The organism is Janthinobacterium lividum (assembly GCF_011601275.1).
In the GTDB taxonomy this organism is placed as follows: domain Bacteria; phylum Pseudomonadota; class Gammaproteobacteria; order Burkholderiales; family Burkholderiaceae_D; genus Janthinobacterium; species Janthinobacterium lividum_E.
In genome coordinates, this window is the sequence record NZ_JAAOLY010000002.1 from 93618 (window position 1) to 116290 (window position 22673).

Here is a 22673-nt window from a genome sequence, read left to right on the forward strand (position 1 = left end):
TTTCAATATAAACCCCCGCCTTCAAAAGCACGATTCAATTTTGTAACAAAAGCATACCTGCGGGCATCCACGCAACACGCCGGCGGCAAACGCATACGCCCCGTTTACGCTGGCGGCCCCGCTTTTTAGAGAATCTTTACGCCCCCGCTGCTAATCTTGAACGTACCTCAACCACCGCTGCAAAGCCACCATGGAACCCCATTCACGCCTGTCCGCACATCACGCACTGCCCCACCGCCACCCTCGCCTGCCCACCTTCCTCATGCATATCACGGTCGACAAAGCCTGCCTGGCCGAGCTGCGCCAGCTGGTCGTCAGGACGTGCGGCGGCATGCTGTCGTTCATGCGCGTCGAGGCGGTCGACCACGCCGAACGCATGAAAGTGTGGCTGTGCGTGACGGAACCTGCCCTGCGCCTGACGATGGACGCCGTCATGCGCCTGCTGCCGGCGGCGGAATTTGGCCGCATCAGCCAGGGGAAATCGCTATGAACCAGTATTCCTGCGAGCAGGCGATGTCCTCGATGCGCATCACCGCGCACTTCCAGGGCATCTGGGTGCCGATGGTCACGCCCTTCCGCGATGGCGATGGCGACATCGACTTCGACGCGGCCCAGCAGCTCGCGTGCGAGCTGGCCGCCAGCGGCATCGACGGCCTGGTGGTATGCGGCACCACGGGCGAAGCGGCCATGCTGAGCGCCGCCGAACAGACAATGCTGTTAGACAGCGTGCTTGAAGCCGTCGGCCCCCGCTTCCCCGTCGTGATGGGGATAGGCGGCAGCGATACGCGCAGTGTCGTCGCCACGGTGCAGCGCTACAACGACCATCCGCTGGCCGGCCTGCTGGTCTGCGCACCCGCCTATGTGCGCCCTTCGCAGGACGGCATCGTGCGCCACTTCCAGGCCATCGCCGGCGCCACCGACCAGTCCATCGTGCTGTACAACGTGCCGGCCCGCACGGGCGTCAATATCGAACCGCAAACGGCCGCGCTGCTGGCGCGCGACTCGCACTTCGTCGCCATAAAGGAAGCGGGCGGCAAGCTGCAGCAACTGGGCGAACTGCTGCTCGACACGCGCCTGGACGTGCTGTGCGGCGACGATGCGCTGCTGCTGGCCAGCCTGTCCATGGGCGGCCACGGCGCCATGTCGGCCGCCGCCCAGGTGCGCCCCGACCTGTATGCGCAGCTGTACCACCTCGTCAAGCAGGGCCGCCACGGCGCGGCCGGCGCCCTGTTCAAGACCATGCTGCCCGTCATCCGCCTGCTGTTTGCCGAACCGAATCCCGCGCCCGTCAAAGCAGCGCTGGCCATGCAGGGCAAGGTGCGCAACGCCTTGCGCCTGCCGATGACGCCGATGTCTTCCCCCGGCCAGGCCGCCCTGGCCGCGGCACTCGAGCCACTGTTGGAACTGCCCGCATGGACGGCCAGCGACAGGGAAGAGCCGCGCGAAGGCTGTCTGCTGCAGCTGGTTTCCCCTGCCAACATCATGCCAGCCGTGCGCCAAGATGATCATCGCCATCACGGATGAGCGCGGGGGCATGGAGAAATCCATCCTGGCCGGACGGCTGGCCGCTTCGCGCGCGCTGGCCGGCCGCAAGGTCTTGCTGCTCGATGCCGACCCACGCCAGAGCGCCATGGCGCAGGCCAGAAATATGCACGACGGCGCCATGCACGGCAGCCTGACGCGGCCGCGCCTGATGGCGCGCGCCATCAGCGCCAAGGGCTTGCAACCGGAACTGGAACATCTGGTGAACTGTTATCACGACATCGTCATCGACAGCGAAGGCCGCGACTCCATGGGCAGCCGTTCGGCCCTGATCGCCGCACGCGTTCTGGTGGTGCCGCTCGACGGTGTCGTCGACGCCGCCGCGCAATCAGGCCTGGCGCGCCGCATCGCGCACGCGCGCAGCGTCAATCCGGGCCTGCGCGTGCTGCTGGCAACGGACACGCAAGCGGCGCCTGCCCATGCCCTGGCCGCGCAGATTCCAGCCGCCCGCGTGGTCAGCCTGGGGCAGTTGTACTGCGCCGTTTTCAACCTTTCCGCCTAGCCCGTCCGGGCACGCAAAAAAGGCGGCGCATGCGCCGCCTCCCTTCCCTGTCAATTAAAACGTCTTGCTGACCGTCAGCTGCAGCGCCGTCTTGCCCATGAATTTGCCATTCACGGGCGAGGCATAGGCCGACTTGCCCGCGTTCGTGCCGATCACGGCCAGCGCGCCCGTAACGATGCCGAAGTCGCGCGTGACGCCCACTTTCCAGTCCGTGTAGCTCGATGCATCATTATTCTTGACCTTCTGGTGGCCCGCGTGCAGGTTGCCGGTCCAGCCGTTCGTCAGGTCGATATTCGCGCCAATGTCCAGGTAGCCGCTGTTCTTGCTGTTGACGATGCCGAACAGGTTCGAGACGGCGTGCGAATACTTGACGTAGGCGGGGCCGTACGACAGCTGGCCGTAGACTTCCTGCGTGTCGGCGTCGGCCAGGCCGGCGACGTGCTTCAAGCCGTTGTCCGCATATACATAGGCGAGCACGCCCACGTCATAGCCAACATCGCCGCCCAGCTGCCCGCGCTTGCCCGCATACAGATCCACTTCCACGTCGCCGCTGCCGCCCGCGTCCTTGGTCCACTTGATGGTGGAAGCCCAGGCACCCGCGTACAGGCCCATCGGATTGTTGACATAATCGATGCCGCCTTGCAGCGCGGGCTTCAAGCGCGTTTGCGAGATGCCGCGGTAGCGGTAGTCGGATACGCCGGCCACGTTGAAACTCACTTCATTGTCGGGCTTTGCCTCGTCCGCGTGGGCCAGGCTGCCCGTAAAAGCAGTGGCGACGGCAAGTGCAAGTAGCATTTTGTTCATGGTTGTTCTTCTTCATGGGTGGTATGGGCCTTTGCCAACATGGCGCAGCTGGCCCGCCGCTGCAAAAATTTGGGTACAGCGTCCCCCTGGCGCGCGCGGCGCCTGTTTTCAAACAGGGGAAATAACAGGTGTTAGAGCGGCAGCAGCAGCCGGTAGCCGACGGCCGTTTCCGTCAGCAGGTACTGCGGCTGGGCCGGATCGGCTTCCAGCTTCTGGCGCAGATGGCCCATGTAGATGCGCAGATAGTGGCCGTTTTCACTGTTCGAAGGCCCCCACACTTCGCGCAGAAGCTGCGGATTTGTGACCACCCTGCCGGCGTTTTTCACCAGCACCGACAGCAAACGGAATTCCGTCGGCGTCATGTGCACCAGCTGCTTGTTGCGCGTCACCAGCCGGTCCTTCAGGTCGACGCGCACGTCGCCAAACTGCACCACGCCATCGTCGCTGGCGGCGGGCTGGCGCTGGCGGCGCAGGGTGGCGCGCACGCGGGCCAGCAATTCGCCCACGCCGAACGGCTTGGTCAGATAATCGTCGGCGCCCGCGTCCAGCGCACGGATCTTGTCCTGCTCGTCGACGCGCGCCGACAGCACGATGATGGGCACGGCCGACCATTTGCGGATGTCGGCGATGAAATCGATGCCGTCGCCGTCCGGCAGCCCCAGGTCCAGCACGATCAGGTCGGGCCGGCGCGTGCCCGCATCGATCAGGCCCCGCTGCATGGTGGCCGATTCGAAAATCTGCCACCCCTCGTCTTCCAGCGCGGCGCGCACGAAGCGGCGGATTTGCGGTTCATCCTCGACCAGCAAGGCGGTGGCGGAAGGTTCGTTCATATTGGTTTTCCTGTTTCAAAGTCGTTCGCGTCATCGAGCTCGATCTCCGGCGGCGCCGGGGGCGTGCCCAGCGGCAGGCTGAAGACGATGGCGGCGCCCTGTCCCGGCGCGTGCGGCTGCGCGTGGATGGTGCCGCCGTGGGCTTCGACAATGGCGCGGCAGATGGCCAGCCCCAACCCGACACCCGGCTTGTTCGATTCGCGTTCGCCGCGCGTGAATTTTTCAAAGATGGCTTCCTCCCGGCCCGGCGGCAAGCCCGGGCCATCGTCAAGCACCGTCACCTGCAGGAACTGGCCGTGCACCCCGGCCGCGACTGTGATGGTGCTGCCGGCCGGCGTGTACTTGGCCGCGTTTTCCAGCAGGTTGCACAGCACGCGCTCGACCAGCACGGCGTCGTAGCGCACCAGCGGCAGGTCCGGCGCCAGCTGCGTCTGCACGGCATGCTGCTGCAACTGCGGGCCGCTGGCGCGCAACGCGCTGCCGACCACCTCTTCCAGCGCCTGCCACTGCAGGTTCAGGCGCACCTGGCCGCTTTCGATGCGCGCCATGTCCAGCAAGTTCGCCACCAGGGCGCTCATGCGCACGGTTTCGGACTGCAGCGAGCGCGCCATGTCCAGCTGCGCGCTCGACAACGCTGGCCGCGACAGGGCCAGCGATTCGGCCAGGCCCACCAGCGACGTCAAGGGCGTGCGCAAGTCGTGCGACAGGGCCGCCAGCAGCGAATTGCGCAGCCGCTCCGATTCCATCTGCAGCAGCGCGCCCTGGGCAACGTCGATGTAGTGCACGCGCTCGAGGGCGATGGCCGCCAGGGCGGCAAAGGTATCGAGGTGCTGGCGCTGTTCCGGCACCAGCAGCCAGCGTCCACGCTGCGTTCCCTCGAGCGGCAGCAGCGCCAGCACGCCGCGCGTGCGCATCGGCGCGATCAGCGGCAGGTAGAAAATGGGCGACGCCGGCAAGGTGTCGGTGCCAGTCCCCGCCGCCTGCGCATGGTCGAAGGCCCACTGGGCGATGCCGATATCGAGCGCCTCGCCGCCATTCGGGGCCTGCAAGCTGCCCTCGTCATCGGGCAGCAGCAAGGTGGCGCGCGCGCGGAAAGCCCGTTCGATGGCGCTTTTCGTGATGTCGAAAATCTGCTCCGTCTGCAGCACGCCGGACAGCTCGCGCGAGAATTCATACAGGGCGCGGGCGCGCGCTTCGCGGTGCGAGGCCACGCGCGCCTGGAAGCGCAGGCCCGCCGTCAGGTGGCCCGTGATCAGGCCCACGGCCAGCATCACGCCAAACGTGATCACGTACTGGAAGTCGCCCACGGCAAACGAAAAACGCGGTGGCACGAAGACGAAATCAAAACAGGCAACGCCCACCAGGCTGGCCAGCGCCGCCGGCCCGCGCCCCAGGCGCACCGCCACCAGCACCACCGTCAGCAGGGAAAGCATGGCGATATTGGCCAGGTCAAGATAAGGCTGCAATGGAACCGAGGCGAGGGCCGTGGCCAGGCTGGCGCCGGCGGCCAGGATGTAGCGCCAATGGCGCGATGGCCGGCGCGGCGCTTCCGCATCGTCGCCGGCTGCGCGCCGGGGCGCCGCATCGGCTGGCGGCAAGCCTACTTCGATCAGGTCGATATCGGGCGCCAGGCTGGCCATGCGCGCGGCCGGCGGCGCCTGCCACAGGCGCGCCAGCGCATTGAAGTTGGCATGGCCACGGCCGACGATGACTTTCGAGATATTCGCGCTGCGCGCATACTCGACCACGGCGCCGGCGATGTCGGCCGACGGCACGATGGCAGTGCGCGCGCCCAGATCCTGCGCCAGTTTCAGGGTTTTCAAAATACGCTCGCGCTGGCCCGCCGGCAGGCGCTGCAAACGCGGCGTTTCCACGTACAGCGCATGCCATTCCGCATTCAGCTGGCTGGCCAGGCGCGCCGTGCTGCGGATCACGTGTTCGCCTCCCGCGTGCGGTCCCACGCACGCCAGCAGCGCGGCGCCCGTCTTCCACACGGGATTGATCGATTTTTCGACACGGTAGGCTTGCACGTCGTCCTGCACCCGGTCCGCCGTGCGGCGCAAGGCCAGTTCGCGCAAGGCGATCAGATTCCCCTTGCGGAAAAAATGCTGCGACGCCCGCTCGGCCTGCAGCGGCTGATACACCTTGCCCTGCTTCAGGCGGCGCAGCAGTTCGTCGGCGGGTATATCGACCAGCACCACTTCGTCGGCGCGGTCGAACACCGTGTCTGGCAAGGTCTCGGCCACGCGCACGCCCGTGATCCCGCCCACCACGTCGTTCAGGCTCTCCAGGTGCTGCACGTTGACGGTCGACAGCACGTCGATGCCGGCGGCCAGCAATTCCTCGACATCCTGCCAGCGCTTCGGATGGCGCGAACCGGCCACGTTCGAATGGGCCAGCTCATCCATCAGTATCAAAGGCGGCGCGCGACGCAGGGCCTCGTCCAGGTCGAATTCGTACAGGGTCTTGCCCCGGTACTCGATGGCCTTCAGGGGCAGCACGGGCAAGCCGTCCAGCTGGGCCGCCGTATCCAGGCGCCCATGCGTCTCCACCACGCCCACCAGCAAATCCTGGCCATCGGCCAGCAGCTTGCGCGCGGCGGCCAGCATCGCATAGGTCTTGCCGACGCCGGCCGAGGCGCCAAAATAGATGCGCAGCCGGCCGCGCGCGGCTTTCTTTTCCTGCGCCTGCACTTGCGCCAGCAGGGCATCAGGATCGGGGCGTTGGCTGTCGTTGGGAAGCATGTTGTATTTTAATCTTCTTGGGCATTGTAGGTCGGATTAGCGCGTCCGAAGGGCGCGCGTAATCCGACAACATTGTTGGCCTGGCTGGTGGTGGTGTCGGCTTACGCTGCGCTAAGCCGACCTGCGCCGACCTGCGCACGGTTGCCAGCTTACTTTGCCATGGCATCCAACGCCAGATTCAGTTCCAGCACATTCACGCGCGGTTCGCCGAAAAAGCCGATATACGCGGTTTTCTGCACCTTGGCGATAGCGTTTTCCACCTGCGCCAGCGGCATGGCGCGCACGCGGGCCACGCGCGGCGCCTGGTACAAGGCGCCCGCCAGGCTGATTTCAGGATCCAGGCCGCTGCCCGACGCCGTCACCAGGTCGACGGGAATCGGATTGCGGTTGCCCGGGTCGGCGGCCTGCAGGGCGGCGATGCGCGCCTTGACGGCGTCCACCAGGGCCGGATTGGTCGGGCCCTGGTTCGAGCCGCCCGAACCGGCGCCATTATTCGCCATCGGCGCGGTGGCCGATGGACGGCCCCAGAAGTACTTGGGCGAGGTGAATGACTGGCCGATCAGGGTCGAGCCGACGGGCTTGCCACCACGCTCGACGATGCTGCCGTTGACTTCATCGCTGAAAGCCAACTGGCCGATGCCGGCCGTGGCAAATGGATAGACGACGCCGCAGATCACGGTCAGCGCGGCAAACAGGACCAGGGCGGGACGTACGATGATGCTCATGATGGTTCCTTTATACTAAATTGAGTGCGGACAGCAGCATGTCGATCAGCTTGATGCCGATGAAGGGCAGGACGATGCCGCCCAGGCCATAGATCAGCAGGTTGCGGCGCAACAGGCTGGCCGCGCCGATGGCCCGGTATTGCACGCCTTTGAGCGCCAGCGGAATGAGCACGACGATGATCAGGGCATTGAAGATCACGGCCGACATGATGGCCGACGCGGGGCTGGCCAGGTGCATGATGTCGAGCGCCTTCAACTGCGGGTACGTGCCGACAAACGCCGCCGGGATGATGGCGAAGTACTTGGCGATGTCGTTCGAGATCGAGAACGTGGTCAGCGAACCGCGCGTCATCAGCATCTGCTTGCCGATTTCAACGATTTCCAGCAGCTTGGTCGGGTTCGAATCCAGGTCAACCATATTGCCCGCCTCCTTGGCCGCCTGCGTGCCCGAGTTCATGGCCACGGCCACGTCGGCCTGGGCCAGCGCCGGCGCATCGTTGGTGCCGTCGCCCGTCATGGCCACCAGGCGGCCTTCGGACTGGTAGCTGCGGATCAGTTTCAGCTTGTCTTCCGGCGTCGCCTCGGCGAGAAAATCGTCCACGCCCGCCTCGGCAGCGATCGCCGCGGCCGTCAGCTTGTTGTCGCCCGTGATCATGACGGTCTTGATGCCCATGCGACGCAATTCCGCGAAGCGTTCCTTGATGCCGCCCTTGACGATATCCTTCAGCTCCACGGCGCCCATCACGCGGCCGTCGTCGACCACCACCAGCGGCGTGCTGCCGCGGCGAGCGATGTCGTCGACGGCGCGTCCCACCTCGGCCGGATACGGCTGGCCCAGCGCTTCCACATACTTTTTCATGGAATCGGCCGCGCCCTTGCGCAGCTGGCGCACCTGCTGCTCGCCCGGGATATCGACGCCGCTCATGCGCGTTTGCGCCGTGAAAGGCACAAAGGTGGCGTGCAGGCTGGCCATCTCGCGTTCGCGGATATTGAACTTCTGCTTGGCCAGCACGACGATGCTGCGCCCTTCCGGTGTTTCATCGGCCAAGGAGGCCAGCTGCGCCGCATCGGCCAGTTGCTGCTCCGTCACGCCGGGCGCAGGTACAAAGCTCGACGCCTGGCGGTTGCCCAGTGTGATGGTGCCCGTTTTATCGAGCAGCAGCACGTCCACGTCGCCGGCCGCTTCCACGGCGCGACCCGACGTAGCGATCACGTTGGCCTGCATCATGCGGCTCATGCCGGCCACGCCGATGGCGGACAACAGACCGCCGATGGTGGTCGGAATCAGGCACACGAGCAGCGCGATGAGCACCGTGATCGTCACGGGCGTGCCACTGCCGGCCGCCGCCACGGAAAACAGCGAATACGGCAGCAGGGTCACAGTGACGATCAGGAACACGATCGACAGGGCCACAAGTAAAATCGTCAGGGCGATCTCGTTCGGCGTCTTCTGGCGCTTGGCGCCTTCGACCATGGCGATCATGCGGTCGATGAATGCTTCGCCAGGGTTGACGGAGACGCGCACCAGCAACCAGTCCGACAGCACGCGGGTGCCGCCCGTGACGGCGGAAAAGTCGCCGCCCGACTCGCGGATGACGGGCGCCGATTCGCCCGTGATGGCGCTTTCATCGACGGAGGCCACGCCGGCCGTCACCTCGCCGTCGGCGGGAATGACGTCACCGGCCTCGACCAGCACCGTCATGCCCTTGCGCAGGTCGGTCGCCGGCGTGGGCAGCCAGGAGGTGCCGTATTTCGGCGTTTGCATTTTCTTTGCCATCACCGTCTGCTTGAGGGCGCGCAGCGAAGCCGCCTGCGCCTTGCTGCGGCCTTCGGCCAGCGCTTCGGCGAAGTTCGCGAACAGCACGGTAAACCACAGCCATACGGCGACGGCGATGATGAAGCCGAATGGCGCTTCGCCCTGGCCACCGCTGATCCCGGCCTGGGTCGCCAGCAGGGTCGTGATGATGCTGCCCACATAGACGACGAACATCACGGGGCTGCGCCACTGCGTGCGGGGGTCGAGTTTTTTGAACGCATCGACGACGGCGGGGCCGATCAGTGCGGAATCGAACAAAGTCAGGCTTGTGCGTGACATGGTAGCCTCTTATTTGATGAAAAGTTGCAGGTGTTCGACGATCGGGCCCAGGGCCAGCGCGGGAACGTAATTCAATACACCGACGAGGACGACGACGCAGATCAGCAAGCCGATGAACATGGGGCCGTGCGTGGGCATGGTGCCGGCATTGGCCGACAGGCGCTGCTTGGCCGCCAGCGAACCGGCCACCGCCAGCACGGGCACGATCACGCCGAAGCGGCCGAACCACATGGCGATCGCCAGCATCACGTTATAGAACGGCGTGTTGGCGGACAGGCCGGCAAACGCGCTGCCGTTGTTGTTGGCCGCCGACGTGAAGGCGTACAGGATTTCCGAGAAACCATGCGCACCCGGATTGGCCACGCCTACCGTGCCAGGTTCGACCATCACGGCGATCGCCGTGCCCGTCAGCACCAGGGCTGGCGTGATCAGGATGGCCAGCGAGACCATCTTCATTTCATACGCCTGGATTTTCTTGCCCAGGTATTCAGGCGTGCGCCCTATCATCAGGCCGGCGATGAAGACGGCCAGGATGGCGAACATCAGCATGCCGTACAGGCCCGTGCCCACGCCGCCGAAGATCACTTCGCCGAACTGCATCAGCAGCAGCGGCACCATGCCGCCCAGAGGCATGTAAGAGTCGTGCATGGAATTGACGGCGCCGCACGATGCGGCCGTCGTCACCGCCGCGAACAGAGTCGAGGAGCTGATGCCGAAGCGCGTTTCCTTGCCTTCCATATTGCCGCCCGATTGCAGGCTGCTGGCCTGCTGGTCCACGCCCAGCGCTTGCAGGGCGGGATTGGCTTGCTGCTCGGCGCTCATCACGCCGGCCGTCATGGCGACAAAGATCAATGTCATGGCGGCCAGCACGGCCCAACCCTGGCGCATGTCGCCCACCATGCTGCCGAAGGTGAAGCACAGGCCGGCGGGAATGATGAAGATGGCCAGCATCTGCAGGAAGTTTGACAGCACGGTGGGGTTTTCATACGGATGCGAGGAATTGGCGTTGAAGAAGCCGCCGCCATTCGTGCCCAGCAACTTGATCGATTCCTGCGATGCGACGGGGCCCATGGCGATCGTCTGCGTCGTCGCCACTTGCGCTTCCATTATGGGCTTGCCGGCCGCATCCAGCACTGGCTGGCCGTCGGCCGCCACCTTTGGCGTTTCATACGCCACGTGGTCGAGCAGGGTCACTTCCTTGTAGGCAGAAAAATTCTGGATCATGCCTTCGCCCATGAAGACGACGGACAGGGCCAGCGACAGCGGCAGCAGGATGTACAAGGTCGAGCGCACGAGGTCGACCCAGAAATTGCCGATCGATTTACCCGAGCGCGAGGCGAAGCCGCGCACCAGCGCGAAAATCACGGCGATACCGGTGGCCGCCGAAAAGAAGTTCTGGCATGCCATGCCCAGCATCTGGGTCAGGTAGCTCATGGTCTGTTCGCCGCCGTAGCCCTGCCAGTTGGTGTTGGCGACGAAGCTGACGGTGGTATTGAACGAGGAATCGGGGCTGACGGCGCCCAAGCCCTGCGGATTGAGTGGCAGGAAGCCCTGCAGGCGCTGCAGGCCGTAGACGAAGACGGCGCCCACGGTATTGAAGACAATCAGGGCGATGGCATAGCTTTTCCAGCCCATGGCCTTGTCGGCGGGCAGGCCGGACCAGCGGTACAGCAGGTTTTCCAGCTTTTGCAGCCAGCCCAGGCCGCGCACGGGCGCATCGCCGGCCACCTTGGCCATGTACAAGCCCAGCGGATAACCGGCGGCCAGCAGCACGGCCAGGAAAGCCACCAATAACAGTATCGATTGCGTCGTCATCACAGTTCCTCCGCCTTCAGCAGCGCCACCAGCAGGTACACGAGCAGGCCAGCCGAGACGACGGCGCCCAGCACATAAAAGGCGTTCATTTGACGCTCCCTAATTTGTCGCAGGCGACGGCAAAGCCGGCCGCCAGGACGAAAAACACGGCAATCAAGCCGAGATACACGAGATCCATTCCCACCCTCATTCAGGTTTGTTTTGATAGTGAGCAGATTAGCCAAAAGGATCTAAAAAATTCGTAAAGACTGGGGAGGCAGCTGTAAACAAGATGTAAAAACGGCGGCTTTACCGCATAAAATCCATCACAATTGGCGCAAAACCACGCGCGCGGCGCACTGTTGTTGCCTTGGAGTAGCGCTATTGCCCGCCGATCAAGATAGAATGCGCGAGCGTCCGCACAAGGACGCCAAGCCTGCCGCACTGCCCTCCCCCAGTGACGCTGGACGGGATATACTGTATATTTATACAGTTATCGCCGCCGCTGTCATTGCGCCCGCAGTGCCCTGGCCTGGCGTTCCAACCACTGTCTTTACTTAGCTTGAACACGTATGGCCACTAAAAAACCAGCATCCGACTACAGCGAATCATCCATCCGTGTCCTGAAAGGACTGGAACCCGTCAAGCAGCGCCCGGGGATGTACACCCGCACTGAAAATCCGCTGCACATCATTCAGGAAGTGATCGACAATGCCTCCGACGAGGCGCTGGGCGGTCATTGCACGCATATCGCCGTCACGCAAAACACGGATGGCAGCATCACCGTCGAAGACAATGGCCGCGGCATTCCCGTCGGCCTGCACCCTGAAGAAGGCGTGCCGACGGTGGAAATCGTGTTTACACGGCTGCACGCGGGCGGCAAGTTCGACAAGGGTTCGGGCGGCGCCTATGCGTTCTCGGGCGGTCTGCACGGCGTCGGCGTGTCCGTTACCAACGCGCTGTCGACGCGCCTGGAAATCACCGTCTGGCGCAAGGAAAGCGACGGCAACGGCTTGCATCACATGGTGTTTGCGAATGGCGACGTGATCGAACCATTGAATTCCCGCCCCGCCCCGCGCGACGGCAAAAAATCCGGCACGCGCGTCACGGCCTGGCCCGATGCAAAATACTTTGATTCGCCCAACATCTCGCAGACGGAGCTGCAGCGCCTGCTGCGCTCGAAAGCCGTGCTGCTGCCGGGCGTCACCGTCACCTTGACCAACGCGAAAACGGGCGACACGCAGACCTGGCAGTATGCGGAAGGCTTGCGCGGCTACCTGACCGAAACGCTGGCGCAGGTATCGAATGGCGAAACCCTGATCCCCCTGTTCGAAGGCGCGCAGTACGCGGGCCCGGACTCGGAGGGCTTTGCCGAAGGCGAAGGCGCGGCCTGGGTGGTGGCGTGGACGGAAGAAGGCGCCATCGTGCGCGAATCGTACGTCAACCTGATTCCCACCTCGAATGGCGGCACGCACGAATCGGGTTTGCGCGACGGCCTGTTCGGCGCCGTGAAAAACTTCGTCGAAATGCACTCGCTGCTGCCGAAAGGCGTGAAGCTGCTGCCGGAAGACGTGTTCGCGCGCGCCTCGTTCGTGTTGTCGGCCAAGGTGCTGGACCCGCAATTCCAGGGCCAGATCAAGGAGCGCCTGAACTCGCGCGACGCCGTGCGCCTCGTCTCGACCTTCACCAAGCCGCCGCTGGAACTGTGGCTGAACCAGCACGTCGATTACGGCAAGAAGCTGGCCGATCTCGTGATCAAGCAGGCGCAGTCGCGCCAGCGCTCGCTGCAAAAAGTGGAAAAGAAAAAATCCTCGGGCGTGGCCGTCCTTCCCGGCAAGCTGACCGACTGCGAATCGTCGGACATCGCGCGCAATGAACTGTTCCTCGTCGAGGGCGACTCGGCGGGCGGTTCGGCCAAGATGGGCCGCGACAAGGAATTCCAGGCGATCTTGCCCCTGCGCGGCAAGGTGCTGAACTCGTGGGAAACGGACCGCGACCGCTTGTTCGCCAATAACGAGATTCACGATATCGCCGTGGCCATCGGCGTCGATCCGCACAGCGTGGGCGATACACCCGACCTGTCCGGCCTGCGCTACGGCAAGATCTGCATCCTGTCCGACGCGGACGTGGACGGCTCGCACATCCAGGTACTGCTGCTAACCTTGTTCTTCAAGCACTTCCCCGTCCTGATCAACAAGGGCCACATCTGCATCGCCCGCCCGCCGTTGTACCGCGTGGACGCGCCGGCGCGCGGCAAGAAGCCGATGCAGAAAATCTATGCGCTCGACGACGGCGAACTGGTGGCCATCGAGGACAAGCTGCGCAAGGAAGGCGTGAAACAGGGCGCCTGGTCGATCTCGCGCTTCAAGGGCCTGGGCGAGATGAACGCCGAGCAGCTGTGGGAAACGACGATGAACCCGGACACGCGCCGTTTGCTGCCAGTGACGCTCGGTGAAGTCGACCACATGGCCTCGGCCTCGCGCTTCAATATGTTGATGGGCAAGGGCGAAGCGGCCGGACGCCGCGCCTGGATCGAGGAACACGGCAATGAGGCGGAGGCGGATATCTGATGATCATCGGCATCGACCTGGGCACCACCAACAGCCTGGTCGCTATCTGGCGCGACGGCAAGGCTTCCATCATCCCGAATGCGCTCGGCGAGCACCTGACGCCATCGTGCGTGAGCATCGATGACGACGGCACCGTGCTGGTGGGCCGCGCGGCGCGCGAGCGCCTGCAGACGCACCCGCAGCTGACGGCGGCCGTCTTCAAGCGCTACATGGGCAGCGAAAAGAAGATCACCCTCGGCACGCAGCAATTCCGCCCGGAAGAACTGTCGTCGATGGTGCTGCGCGCGCTGAAGGAAGATGCCGAAGCCTTTCTCGGCCACAAGGTCGAGGAAGCCATCATTACCGTGCCCGCGTATTTCAGCGATGCGCAGCGCAAGGCCACGCGCATCGCCGGCCAGCTGGCGGGCTTGCGCGTGGAGCGCCTGCTGAACGAGCCGACGGCCGCCGCGCTGGCCTACGGCATCCGCGACAAGGAACAGGAAAGCAAATTCCTCGTCTTCGACCTGGGCGGCGGCACCTTCGACGTGTCGATCCTCGAGCTGTTCGAAGGCGTGATGGAAGTGCGCGCCTCGGCCGGCGACAATTTTCTGGGCGGCGAAGACTTCGTCACCGTGCTGGTCGACGCTTTCATGGAAGGCAGCGGCTTGCGCGACGCCGTCGGCAGCCGCCTGCTCGAACCGCGCCAGCAGCAGCTGCTGCGCGATGAGGCCGAGCGCGTCAAGCGCCTGCTGTCGGAGCAGCCGTCCGTACGCATGGCCACGCGCTACCAGGACAAGGAATACAGCTGGGAGATCGGCGAAGACAAGCTGGCACAATTGTGCGAGCCGCTGCTGGCCCGCCTGCGCCTGCCCGTGGAACGGGCACTGCGCGACGCCACCATCCGCGCCGCGGAATTGAATGAAGTGGTGCTGGCCGGCGGCGCCACGCGCATGCCGCTGGTGCGCAAGCTCGTGTCGCGCATGTTCGGCCGCTTCCCCGCCATCCACCTGGACCCGGACGAAGCCGTGGCGCTGGGCGCCGCCGTGCAGGCGGGCCTGAAAATGCGCGACGCGGCCCTGGACGAAGTGGTCATGACGGACGTGGCGCCGTACTCGCTGGGCATTTCGATTTCGCGCCAGGTCGGCGCGAACCAGTATGAAGGCGGCCATTACCTGCCCATCATCGAGCGCAATTCCGTCGTGCCCGTCTCGCGCACGGAAAACATCACCACCATCCACGACAACCAGAAGGAAATCAACGTGGCGATCTTCCAGGGCGAGTCGCGCCTGGTGGCCGACAACGTCTTCCTCGGCAAGATCAGCTTCCCGATCCCCGCGAAAAAAGCGGGCGAGATCGGCATCGACGTGCGCTTCACCTATGACATCAGCGGCGTGCTGGAAGCGGAAGTGACGGTGCTGGCCACGCAGGAACGCCACAAGATGATCATCAGCGACAACGCGGGCGTGATGACGCCGGAACAGATCGAGCAGCGCTTTGCGGAATTGGCCGACCTGAAGATCCACCCGCGCGAGCAGCTGGAAAACCGCACCCTGGTCACGCGCGCCGACCGGCTGTACGAACAGTCGCTGGGCGATGTGCGCCAGTACCTGGCGGCGCACACGGCCAACTTCCAGGCCGCGCTGGAAACGCAGGACCCGAACACCATCCGCAAGGCGCGCCAGGCATTGGATGACGTGTTGCGCCAGGTCGAGAGCGAGAGCTTCCTGTAAATGGACGGCGGCATGGACAACGGACAGCGCAGCCTGTGGGCAATCCTGGGCACGGAGCCGACCGGCGACGAGCGCGCCCTCAAGCGCGCGTATGCGAAGCGCCTGAAGGCGACGCGTCCCGAGGACGATCCGGCCGCATTCCAGGAACTGCGTGACGCGTATGAATACGCGCTGCGCCATGCCCACCTGTTTGCCGAGGAGTTCCCGGAAGCGCAAGCGGCCGAAGCCGAGGTCGAAGCCAAAGCGCCAGAAGCGCCACCCATGGAAACGGCCGAGCTGTGGGGCGTCATCGACGAACCCGCGCAGGAAGCGCAGGAGCCGCCTGCGGAACTGTGGGGCGTCATTGCCCAGGAGCCCGCACCGCCGCCGGAACTATGGGGCGTGGTCGCCATCGATCCGGCGCAGGAAGCGGCCAGCCTGTGGCAGGCATTCCTGGAACAGTCGCGGCACGCGGATGGCAGCGAGGTACTGGCCGGCATCCTGCAGGACGACGCCATGCTGAACCTCGACGTACGCGAGGAATTCGAGCTGTGCGCGCTGCGCTACTGCGCCAGCGCCGGCTATGACCTGTCGCTGCGCCAGGCCCTGTTCGAGCAACTGGGCTGGGACCGCGATTTTTCCTACCTGGCGCGCAGCCATGGGGATCTGGTGCGCAGCGCCGTGCAGCGCTACCGGGCCGACCGCTCGTTCGCCCATTTCAGCGACAACCGCGACAGCTACCCGGGCCTCGACTGCATCATGTCGCAACAGCCGCCTTCGGCCTACGCGCGCCAGCTGTTCGACCAAAAATTCACGCTGCAACTGCGCGAACTGCTGCATGCGATACGCTGGCAGCACGGCGAGATGCTCGCTTACAAACTCAATACGGACCTGTTCGAGCAATGGGAGCACGCCGTCCATGCCAAGCGCTACTTCAAGCAGACGGCGCTGGCCTCGGGCGGCCTCGGTTTCGTGCTGCACTTCATGCTCGCGGGCGTGCTCGATGCGGCCGGCTTCAAGCTCGGCGACACGGCCGCCTATGCCAGCCTGCTGGGTTTCCAGGCGCTGGCCTTTTCCCTGCTGGCCATGCATGCCTTGCGCTGGCCGGCGGCCCTGTTCACGCGGTTCGACTCGCTGCAGGAACGCCTGCCCGCGCTGTGGCAGCGGCCCGGCTTGCGGCAGCTGGGCTGGATCGTGCCCTACCTCGTGGTGGCGCTGCTGCTGTTCCTGCCCGAGCGCAGCGAGAGCATGCGCCTCGTTACCGCAGCCGGTTTGTGCGCGTCCGCCCTGCTCGCGTATGCGATGAACCGCCAGCTGCTGCATGGCATGCTGCTGCTCCTGTGTCTGGGCTTGTCGCTGTTCGCGGCCATGTTCATGAGCGGCAAAGGCCAGTCGGCGCTGGCCATCGGTGACGCCATGCCGCTGATGTTCTGCCTGGCGGCGCTGGCCCTGCGCAGCGCCACCGGCCTGTATGGCGATTGCGGCTGGCCGGAGGCGCTCTTGCCCCGCCTGCGCGCGGCATGGCTGATCGGCTGTGCGGGCTTGCTGTTGCAACTGTATTTGCAATTGCTGCCGGCCGCCCTCGTCGGCGCCGTGCTGTATGCCTGGTCGTGCGCCGGCCTGCTGTTTTCCCCCACCGATTTCAAATGGAAGACGATCTGGCCGGTGGTGCTGGTGCCGTCCCTCGCCAGCGTCGTGCTGGCCGGCCACGCCCCCGCCATCCGCACCATGCCGATGATGCACAACAGCGTCGAGCTGGCCCTGGCCGTGCTGTATCTGACCTTGCGCTATATGTATCTGACGTACGGCAAGTCCTTTTCCAAATCCCGGCTGTCATAATCAGCCCCACGAATTCAACCGCAACCACTCAACACCGAAACAAGCGCCATGTCCACACAAACCAATTTATTTGACGATGCCCAGCCTGAGCCGATCGAGCCGGATGAACCGGTATTCGACGGCGAAGCGCTGACCCTGTCCACTTTTGCCGAGCGCGCCTATCTCGATTACGCCATCTCCGTCGTCAAAGGCCGCGCCCTGCCCGACGTGTGCGACGGCCAGAAGCCCGTGCAGCGCCGCATCCTGTATGCGATGAACGAGCTGGGCCTGAACTCCACGGCGAAGCCCCGCAAATCAGCGGCCGTGGTCGGCGACGTGCTCGGTAAATTGCATCCGCACGGCGACCAGTCCGTGTACGACGCGCTGGTGCGCATGGCGCAGGATTTCTCGCTGCGCTACCCGCTGATCGATGGCCAGGGCAACTTCGGCTCGCGCGACGGCGACGGCGCGGCGGCCATGCGTTACACGGAAGCGCGTCTGACGCCGATCGCCAAGCTGCTGATGGATGAAATCAGCATGGGCACGGTGGACTTCCAGCCCAACTACGACGGCTCGACGGAAGAACCGAAGCTGCTGCCGGCACGCCTGCCGATGGTGCTGCTGAACGGCGCCTCCGGCATCGCCGTGGGCCTGGCGACGGAAATCCCGTCGCACAACCTGGCGGAAGTGGCGAAAGCGGCCGTCGCCATGATTCGCGATCCGAAGATGACGCACGCCGAGCTGATGGCCATCATTCCCGGCCCGGACTTCCCCGGCGGCGGCCAGATCATCACGCCGCCGTCGCAGATCCAGGATATGTACGCGAGCGGCCGTGGCAGCATGAAGGTGCGCGCGCGCTGGAAGATCGAGGAACTGGCGCGCGGCCAGTGGCAAGCCGTCGTGACGGAACTGCCGCCTGGCACCTCGTCGCAAAAGGTGCTGGAAGAAATCGAAGAACTGACGAATCCGAAGATCAAGCTGGGCAAGAAGGCGCTGTCGCCGGACCAGGTGGCCCTGAAGGCGCTGATCCTCAATTCGCTCGACACCATCCGCGACGAATCGGGCCGCGCCGCCCCCGTGCGCCTCGTGTTCGAGCCGAAGTCGAAAAACCAGGACCAGACGGAATTCATGCTGATGCTGCTGGCGCACACGTCGCTGGAATCGTCGACTTCGATCAACCTGGTGATGATAGGCGGCGACGGCCGTCCGCGCCAGAAAGGCCTGGGCGACATCCTGCGCGAGTGGATCGACTTCCGCTTCGAGACCGTCACCCGCCGCACCGGCTACAAACTGGGCAAGGTCAAGGACCGCATCCATATCCTGGAAGGGCGCGAAGCGATCCTGCTCAATATCGACAAGGTGATCCAGATCATCCGCAATTCGGATGAACCGAAAGCGGCCCTGATCGACGCGTTCAATCTGTCCGAACGCCAGGCCGACGACATCCTGGAAATCCGTTTGCGCCAGCTGGCGCGCCTGGAAACGATCAAGATCCAGCAGGAGCTGGCCGAGCTGCGCAAGGAAGAAAAATCGCTGCAAGACCTGCTCGACAACCCGGGCTCGATGAAGCGCGCCGTCATCCGCGAAATCGAAGCGGACGCCAAGCAATTCGGCGACGCACGCCGCACCCTGATCGAGGAAGCGCAGAAAGCCGTGGCCGAACAGAAGGTCGTCGACGAACCCGTCACCGTCATCATTTCGGAAAAAGGCTGGGTGCGCGCGCGTACCGGCATCGGCCACGATGCGGCGCAGTTCACCTTCAAGGCGGGCGACAGCCTGCATGGCGCCTTCGAGTGCCGCACGGTCGACACCCTGCTGGGCTTTGGCAACAACGGCAAGATTTACTCGGTTCCCGTCTCGGCGCTGCCCAACGCGCGCGGCGACGGCGTGCCGATCACGACCTTGTGTGACCTGAGCGGCGGCACGCCGGGCAACGCCGTGCGCATCTTGCACTACTTTGCGGGCAATGGCGCCACCAATTTGCTGCTGGCGTCGAGCGCCGGCTACGGCTTCATCGCCAAGGCGGGCGACATGACGAGCCGTCTGAAAGGCGGCAAGGCCTTCATCACCCTGGACGACGGCGACGTGCCGCTTGAACCGAAGGTCATCGCCGAGACAGCCAGCGCCCTGGCCTGCCTGACGGAAGGCGCGCGCCTGCTGGTGTTCGGCCTCGATGAAATGAAAACCCTGTCCAAGGGCGGCACCGGCGTCAAGCTGATCGACCTCGATGCCAAGGACAAGCTGCTCGCCGTGCAACCGATCACCCAGCGCGGCGTGGTGGTCTCCGGCATCGGCCGGGCGTCGAAACCGCAGGATGCGTCGCTGGGCGCTACGGCCCTGGCCGACCACTTCGGCAAGCGTTCGAAGAAAGGCAAGGCGCTGGCGGCCAAGCTGAAGCCTGTTTCGATGGCGGCCATCGGCTGACCGGCATCGCGCCATACGAAAAAGACAGGTTCGCCTGTCTTTTTTTTCGCCTATCGCCGCGGAAAAAATAGTTTTACAGATAGTTTTGCAAATACGCGCGCGTCCCCGTTATCCCTGCAGGCATGCCACCGGCATGCCGCCCACGGACAGGAGAACAGGGATGAGAAACAACGTTTCAGGCAGGCTGCCATGCAGCGTTTGACCCCGGCCGAGCGGCTGGTGGCGGCCATGGCGGCCGAAGGCTTGCCGTATAAAAGCATCGCCAGGGAACTGGGCAAGTCGCCGGCCACCGTGCGCAACCAGCTGCATGCGATTTACCAGAAGCTGGGCGTGGGCAACCGCACGGCGCTCGCGCACAAGCTGCGCGGCCAGCCTTAGCGCCGCGACAGGCGCAGCACCTCGGGCGTCGCTTCGACGATATCGATCACATCCTGCGCGCCCGCATCGTCACCGAGCGCATAGCGGCCCATGCCCAGGGGCACCAGCCGGGTAACGGGGCCGGCGCGGGGCCGGTCGTCGGGACCGGGCGCCATCGACGTCAAGGTCGCCGCCCCTTGCGCCATGGCGCCGGCGGGGGCGCCGAATTCCAGCACCTTGCGCCCTTTGCGGCTGGGAGGAAAGGCAAACGTGGCCGTGGGCCGGTACACCTCGATACCGTCCGCATCTTCCTCGAACGAGTGCGTCCAGCTGCCGCTGGGCAGTGCCGTGGTCATGTCGTGCATGGCGATCCCTCCCTCAGAAACACGATACCACGCCGCCCAGGTTTTCATAGCCAGTCACGGAGGGCGACCAGGCCGTGCCGTTCCACGCCTTGTGGAACAGGGCGCCATTCGTGCCCGTGACAAACACGTCGAGGCGGTTCGACGCCCAGGCCGTGGCGCGCGGACGCGAGGTACACACGCCGCCCAGGTTTTCAAAGCCCGTCAGGGACGGTGTCCAGGCCGTGCCATTCCACGCCTTGTGATACAGGGCGCTGTCCGTGCCGATGACGAACAGGTCGAGCCGGTTGGGCGCCCACGACACGGCTTCCACCTCGCCCACGCAGACACCGCCCAGGCGTTCGAAACCATCGTTGGAAGGCCCCCATTTCGCGCCATCCCACCATTTATGGTACAGCGCGCCGTCGGTGCCCGTGACGAAGACGTCGAGGCGGTTCGGTCCCCACGCCACGGCTTTCGGCGACGAGGTGCAGATGCCGCCCAGGCGTTCATAGCCCGTCAGCGACGGTCCCCAGGCCGTGCCGTCCCACCACTTGTGGTACAGGGCCCGGTCCGTGCCGACGACGAAGACATCGAGGCGGTTCGGCCCCCAGGTCGCAGCTTCCGGCTGCCCCAGGCACAGACCGCCCATGGCTTCATAGCCCGTCAAGGATGGCCCCCAGGCGGACCCGTTCCACCACTTGTGATACAGGCCGCGGTCCGTTCCGACGACAAACACGTCGAGGCGGTTCGGCCCCCAGGCCACGGCGCGCGGGTCGCCCACGCACAGGCCGCCCATCGCTTCATAGCCGGTCAGAGACGGTCCCCAGGCCGTGCCGTTCCACCATTTGTGGAACAAGCCGCTGTCGGTGCCCGTGACGAACACGTCGAGCCGGTTCGGCCCCCACGACACCACCTGCGGCGCACTGGTGCAAATGCCGCCCTGCGCTTCATAGCCGGTGACGGACGGCGCCCAGGCCGTGCCATTCCAGGCCTTGTGGAAGAGCGCGCGGTCGGTGCCCACCACGAAGACGTCGAGGCGGTTCGCGCCCCAGGCCACGACGGGGGAAGAACCCTGGCGCGGCGTGGCGCCTGCGCCCGTCCCGCCCGTGCCGATGCTGGCGCGCGGGCCATCGAGACAAGCCTGCATGCGCGCCACCTGGCCTGCCGTGAACATGAACATCGCGGGATCGTCGACGTAATCCATGTAGTTCATGAACATGTCGCCATTCGGCCCGTTATTGCACGACACCTGGGGAAACGAGGGCTGGCCCGTGTTCGGCCCGCCCTGGTTCGGCGTGTCGGCCACGTTGTCCGTGCCCGAGCAACCGGTGCCGTCGTCACCCCAGATATGGTTCAGGTTCAGCCAGTGGCCAATTTCATGCGTGGCCGTGCGCCCCAGGTGGAACGGCGGCGCCGCCGTGCCCGTCGTGCCAAAGGCCGATTGCAGTATCACCACGCCGTCGGTGGCGGCCGGGCCGCCGGGAAACTGCGCGTAGCCCAGCAAGCCGCCACCGAGCTGGCAGACCCAGATATTGAGGTAGCTGTCGGCCGGCCAGGCATCCATGCCGCCCGTCGCCTGCGACTTGACGGCATCGTCCGCGCCAAACGAGGCCACCGTCGTCTGGCGCCGCTCGATGCCGCTGGTGGCCGCGCCATGCGGATCGGTCGTGGCCAGCGCAAACTCCACGCGCGCATCAGCCGTCAGCGGCAGAAACGGCGCCGGCGTGCTGTTGACGTCCGGATTGACGCGCCGGAAGTCGCGATTGAGCACATCGATCTGGCTGGCGATCTGCGCATCCGAGATATTCTGCGCGGCCGTATTCCACACCACGTGCACGACCACCGGGATGTGGGTCACGCCGGCACGTCCGGCAATGCTGCCGTCGCCCTCGTACAGTCCGGCCAGGTTTTCGATATCGGCGCGCACGTTCGCGTACGCTGGATCTTCGGTCAGCAGACGGCGATGCACGTCCATCGTGGCGCAGGTGCGCGTCTGCGGCGTGCCGCCACCCTGCCCGCCGCCCTGTCCTCCATCACCCCCCATGCCGCCACTCCCGCCACCATCGCCTCCCATGCCGCCGCCAACTCCCACCTGCATGCAACTGGCGCCGGCCATGGCCTGCGATGCCTGCTGCATCCCGCCGCCCGGCATGTCGCCGGCATTCGCGGCCGCCGTGCCCTGGGCGAGCGCCGCCTGGTCCGCGTACGACACGCCCAGGCGCTGCCCCCGCATGGCGTCGTCGCCCGCCGCATCGGCGCCGGCCTGCATGTCGCCTTCAACCGGCATGGACTGCGTGGCGGACGTGGCTGGCGCGCCTTCCGCCGAACCGGTGGCCGGCGATTTTTTCGTTTTAGCGGTGCTCATGATGTCTCCTTCGTCTGTGTGCCAATTCACTATGGCACGGCGAAAAGAGGAGCATTTGCGCGAGATCAAGA

Annotated in this window: 17 protein-coding genes; 8 read left to right on the forward strand and 9 right to left on the reverse strand. The window is 65.1% G+C overall.

The annotated features are described in order from the left end of the window. Positions 1–190: 190 nt before the first annotated feature. The 3 genes from GYK42_RS03210 to GYK42_RS03220 are packed head-to-tail and all read left to right on the forward strand — an operon-like array spanning position 191 to position 2044. On the forward strand, positions 191–490 hold the full coding sequence (locus tag GYK42_RS03210) for a hypothetical protein (protein ID WP_225242621.1): 300 nt from the start codon (positions 191–193) through the stop codon (positions 488–490). Further along, positions 487–1524 (forward strand): 4-hydroxy-tetrahydrodipicolinate synthase, encoded by a 1038-nt coding sequence (gene dapA / locus GYK42_RS03215; protein ID WP_166446314.1) that lies wholly within the window; start codon positions 487–489, stop codon positions 1522–1524. Before GYK42_RS03210 ends, dapA begins: the two co-directional genes overlap by 4 nt. A gap of 10 nt (positions 1525–1534) precedes the next feature. Beyond that, positions 1535–2044: a cobyrinic acid ac-diamide synthase gene (locus tag GYK42_RS03220; RefSeq protein ID WP_240943419.1), complete on the forward strand. Its 510-nt coding sequence runs from the start codon at positions 1535–1537 to the stop codon at positions 2042–2044. Positions 2045–2098: 54 nt separating this feature from the next. Here the strand turns inward: GYK42_RS03220 and GYK42_RS03225 are convergent, their stop codons facing one another. The 7 genes from GYK42_RS03225 to kdpF form a co-directional block, all read right to left on the reverse strand. Further along, complete coding sequence (locus tag GYK42_RS03225; RefSeq protein WP_166446316.1) at positions 2099–2848, reverse strand: TorF family putative porin; 750 nt, start codon at positions 2846–2848, stop codon at positions 2099–2101. 131 nt (positions 2849–2979) lie between these two features. Then, positions 2980–3678, reverse strand: a complete 699-nt coding sequence (kdpE, locus tag GYK42_RS03230) for a two-component system response regulator KdpE (protein ID WP_034746496.1) — start codon at positions 3676–3678, stop codon at positions 2980–2982. Continuing rightward, the gene (locus GYK42_RS03235; RefSeq protein ID WP_166446317.1) at positions 3675–6422 is read right to left on the reverse strand and encodes a DUF4118 domain-containing protein; all 2748 of its coding nucleotides are present in this window, start codon (positions 6420–6422) and stop codon (positions 3675–3677) included. The genes kdpE and GYK42_RS03235 overlap by 4 nt, the downstream gene beginning before the upstream one ends. A 149-nt stretch (positions 6423–6571) precedes the next feature. Continuing rightward, positions 6572–7147: a potassium-transporting ATPase subunit KdpC gene (kdpC, locus tag GYK42_RS03240; RefSeq protein ID WP_166446318.1), complete on the reverse strand. Its 576-nt coding sequence runs from the start codon at positions 7145–7147 to the stop codon at positions 6572–6574. Positions 7148–7157: 10 nt separating this feature from the next. Further along, entirely contained in the window at positions 7158–9242 is a 2085-nt protein-coding gene (kdpB, locus tag GYK42_RS03245; RefSeq protein WP_166446319.1) for a potassium-transporting ATPase subunit KdpB, read from the reverse strand. A gap of 9 nt (positions 9243–9251) precedes the next feature. Beyond that, a complete protein-coding gene (gene kdpA, locus GYK42_RS03250; protein ID WP_166446320.1) occupies positions 9252–11057 on the reverse strand; it encodes a potassium-transporting ATPase subunit KdpA in 1806 nt (601 codons plus the stop codon). Further along, positions 11057–11146, reverse strand: coding sequence for a K(+)-transporting ATPase subunit F (gene kdpF, locus GYK42_RS03255; RefSeq protein ID WP_034746483.1), 90 nt, complete (start codon positions 11144–11146; stop codon positions 11057–11059). Before kdpF ends, kdpA begins: the two co-directional genes overlap by 1 nt. 462 nt (positions 11147–11608) lie before the next feature. Between kdpF and GYK42_RS03260 the strand changes: the two genes are divergently transcribed. The 5 genes from GYK42_RS03260 (at position 11609) to GYK42_RS03280 (ending at position 19914) form a co-directional block, all read left to right on the forward strand. After that, positions 11609–13606, forward strand: coding sequence for a DNA topoisomerase IV subunit B (locus GYK42_RS03260; protein ID WP_166446321.1), 1998 nt, complete (start codon positions 11609–11611; stop codon positions 13604–13606). Continuing rightward, the gene (locus GYK42_RS03265) at positions 13606–15315 is read left to right on the forward strand and encodes a molecular chaperone HscC (protein ID WP_166446322.1); all 1710 of its coding nucleotides are present in this window, start codon (positions 13606–13608) and stop codon (positions 15313–15315) included. The genes GYK42_RS03260 and GYK42_RS03265 overlap by 1 nt, the downstream gene beginning before the upstream one ends. Before the next feature lie 12 nt (positions 15316–15327). Then, the gene (locus GYK42_RS03270) at positions 15328–17133 is read left to right on the forward strand and encodes a J domain-containing protein (RefSeq protein ID WP_166446323.1); all 1806 of its coding nucleotides are present in this window, start codon (positions 15328–15330) and stop codon (positions 17131–17133) included. A gap of 48 nt (positions 17134–17181) precedes the next feature. Continuing rightward, on the forward strand, positions 17182–19536 hold the full coding sequence (gene parC / locus GYK42_RS03275) for a DNA topoisomerase IV subunit A (protein WP_166446324.1): 2355 nt from the start codon (positions 17182–17184) through the stop codon (positions 19534–19536). Between the two features lie 189 nt (positions 19537–19725). Next, positions 19726–19914 (forward strand): helix-turn-helix domain-containing protein, encoded by a 189-nt coding sequence (locus tag GYK42_RS03280; protein ID WP_035822224.1) that lies wholly within the window; start codon positions 19726–19728, stop codon positions 19912–19914. On the opposite strand, the gene GYK42_RS03285 is transcribed toward GYK42_RS03280, so the two are convergent. Next, complete coding sequence (locus GYK42_RS03285) at positions 19911–20258, reverse strand: hypothetical protein (RefSeq protein ID WP_166446325.1); 348 nt, start codon at positions 20256–20258, stop codon at positions 19911–19913. The genes GYK42_RS03280 and GYK42_RS03285 overlap by 4 nt on opposite strands. A gap of 13 nt (positions 20259–20271) precedes the next feature. Beyond that, positions 20272–22602 (reverse strand): M43 family zinc metalloprotease, encoded by a 2331-nt coding sequence (locus GYK42_RS03290; RefSeq protein WP_205711262.1) that lies wholly within the window; start codon positions 22600–22602, stop codon positions 20272–20274. Positions 22603–22673 lie beyond the last annotated feature (71 nt).

Coding starts and splice junctions, on each gene's coding strand:
- GYK42_RS03210 (WP_225242621.1), top strand. CDS start 191: ATGGAACCCCATTCACGCCTGTCCGCACATCACGCACTGCCCCACCGC.
- dapA (WP_166446314.1), top strand. CDS start 487: ATGAACCAGTATTCCTGCGAGCAGGCGATGTCCTCGATGCGCATCACC.
- GYK42_RS03220 (WP_240943419.1), top strand. CDS start 1,535: ATGGAGAAATCCATCCTGGCCGGACGGCTGGCCGCTTCGCGCGCGCTG.
- GYK42_RS03225 (WP_166446316.1), bottom strand. CDS start 2,848: ATGAACAAAATGCTACTTGCACTTGCCGTCGCCACTGCTTTTACGGGC.
- kdpE (WP_034746496.1), bottom strand. CDS start 3,678: ATGAACGAACCTTCCGCCACCGCCTTGCTGGTCGAGGATGAACCGCAA.
- GYK42_RS03235 (WP_166446317.1), bottom strand. CDS start 6,422: ATGCTTCCCAACGACAGCCAACGCCCCGATCCTGATGCCCTGCTGGCG.
- kdpC (WP_166446318.1), bottom strand. CDS start 7,147: ATGAGCATCATCGTACGTCCCGCCCTGGTCCTGTTTGCCGCGCTGACC.
- kdpB (WP_166446319.1), bottom strand. CDS start 9,242: ATGTCACGCACAAGCCTGACTTTGTTCGATTCCGCACTGATCGGCCCC.
- kdpA (WP_166446320.1), bottom strand. CDS start 11,057: ATGACGACGCAATCGATACTGTTATTGGTGGCTTTCCTGGCCGTGCTG.
- kdpF (WP_034746483.1), bottom strand. CDS start 11,146: ATGAACGCCTTTTATGTGCTGGGCGCCGTCGTCTCGGCTGGCCTGCTC.
- GYK42_RS03260 (WP_166446321.1), top strand. CDS start 11,609: ATGGCCACTAAAAAACCAGCATCCGACTACAGCGAATCATCCATCCGT.
- GYK42_RS03265 (WP_166446322.1), top strand. CDS start 13,606: ATGATCATCGGCATCGACCTGGGCACCACCAACAGCCTGGTCGCTATC.
- GYK42_RS03270 (WP_166446323.1), top strand. CDS start 15,328: ATGGACAACGGACAGCGCAGCCTGTGGGCAATCCTGGGCACGGAGCCG.
- parC (WP_166446324.1), top strand. CDS start 17,182: ATGTCCACACAAACCAATTTATTTGACGATGCCCAGCCTGAGCCGATC.
- GYK42_RS03280 (WP_035822224.1), top strand. CDS start 19,726: ATGCAGCGTTTGACCCCGGCCGAGCGGCTGGTGGCGGCCATGGCGGCC.
- GYK42_RS03285 (WP_166446325.1), bottom strand. CDS start 20,258: ATGCACGACATGACCACGGCACTGCCCAGCGGCAGCTGGACGCACTCG.
- GYK42_RS03290 (WP_205711262.1), bottom strand. CDS start 22,602: ATGAGCACCGCTAAAACGAAAAAATCGCCGGCCACCGGTTCGGCGGAA.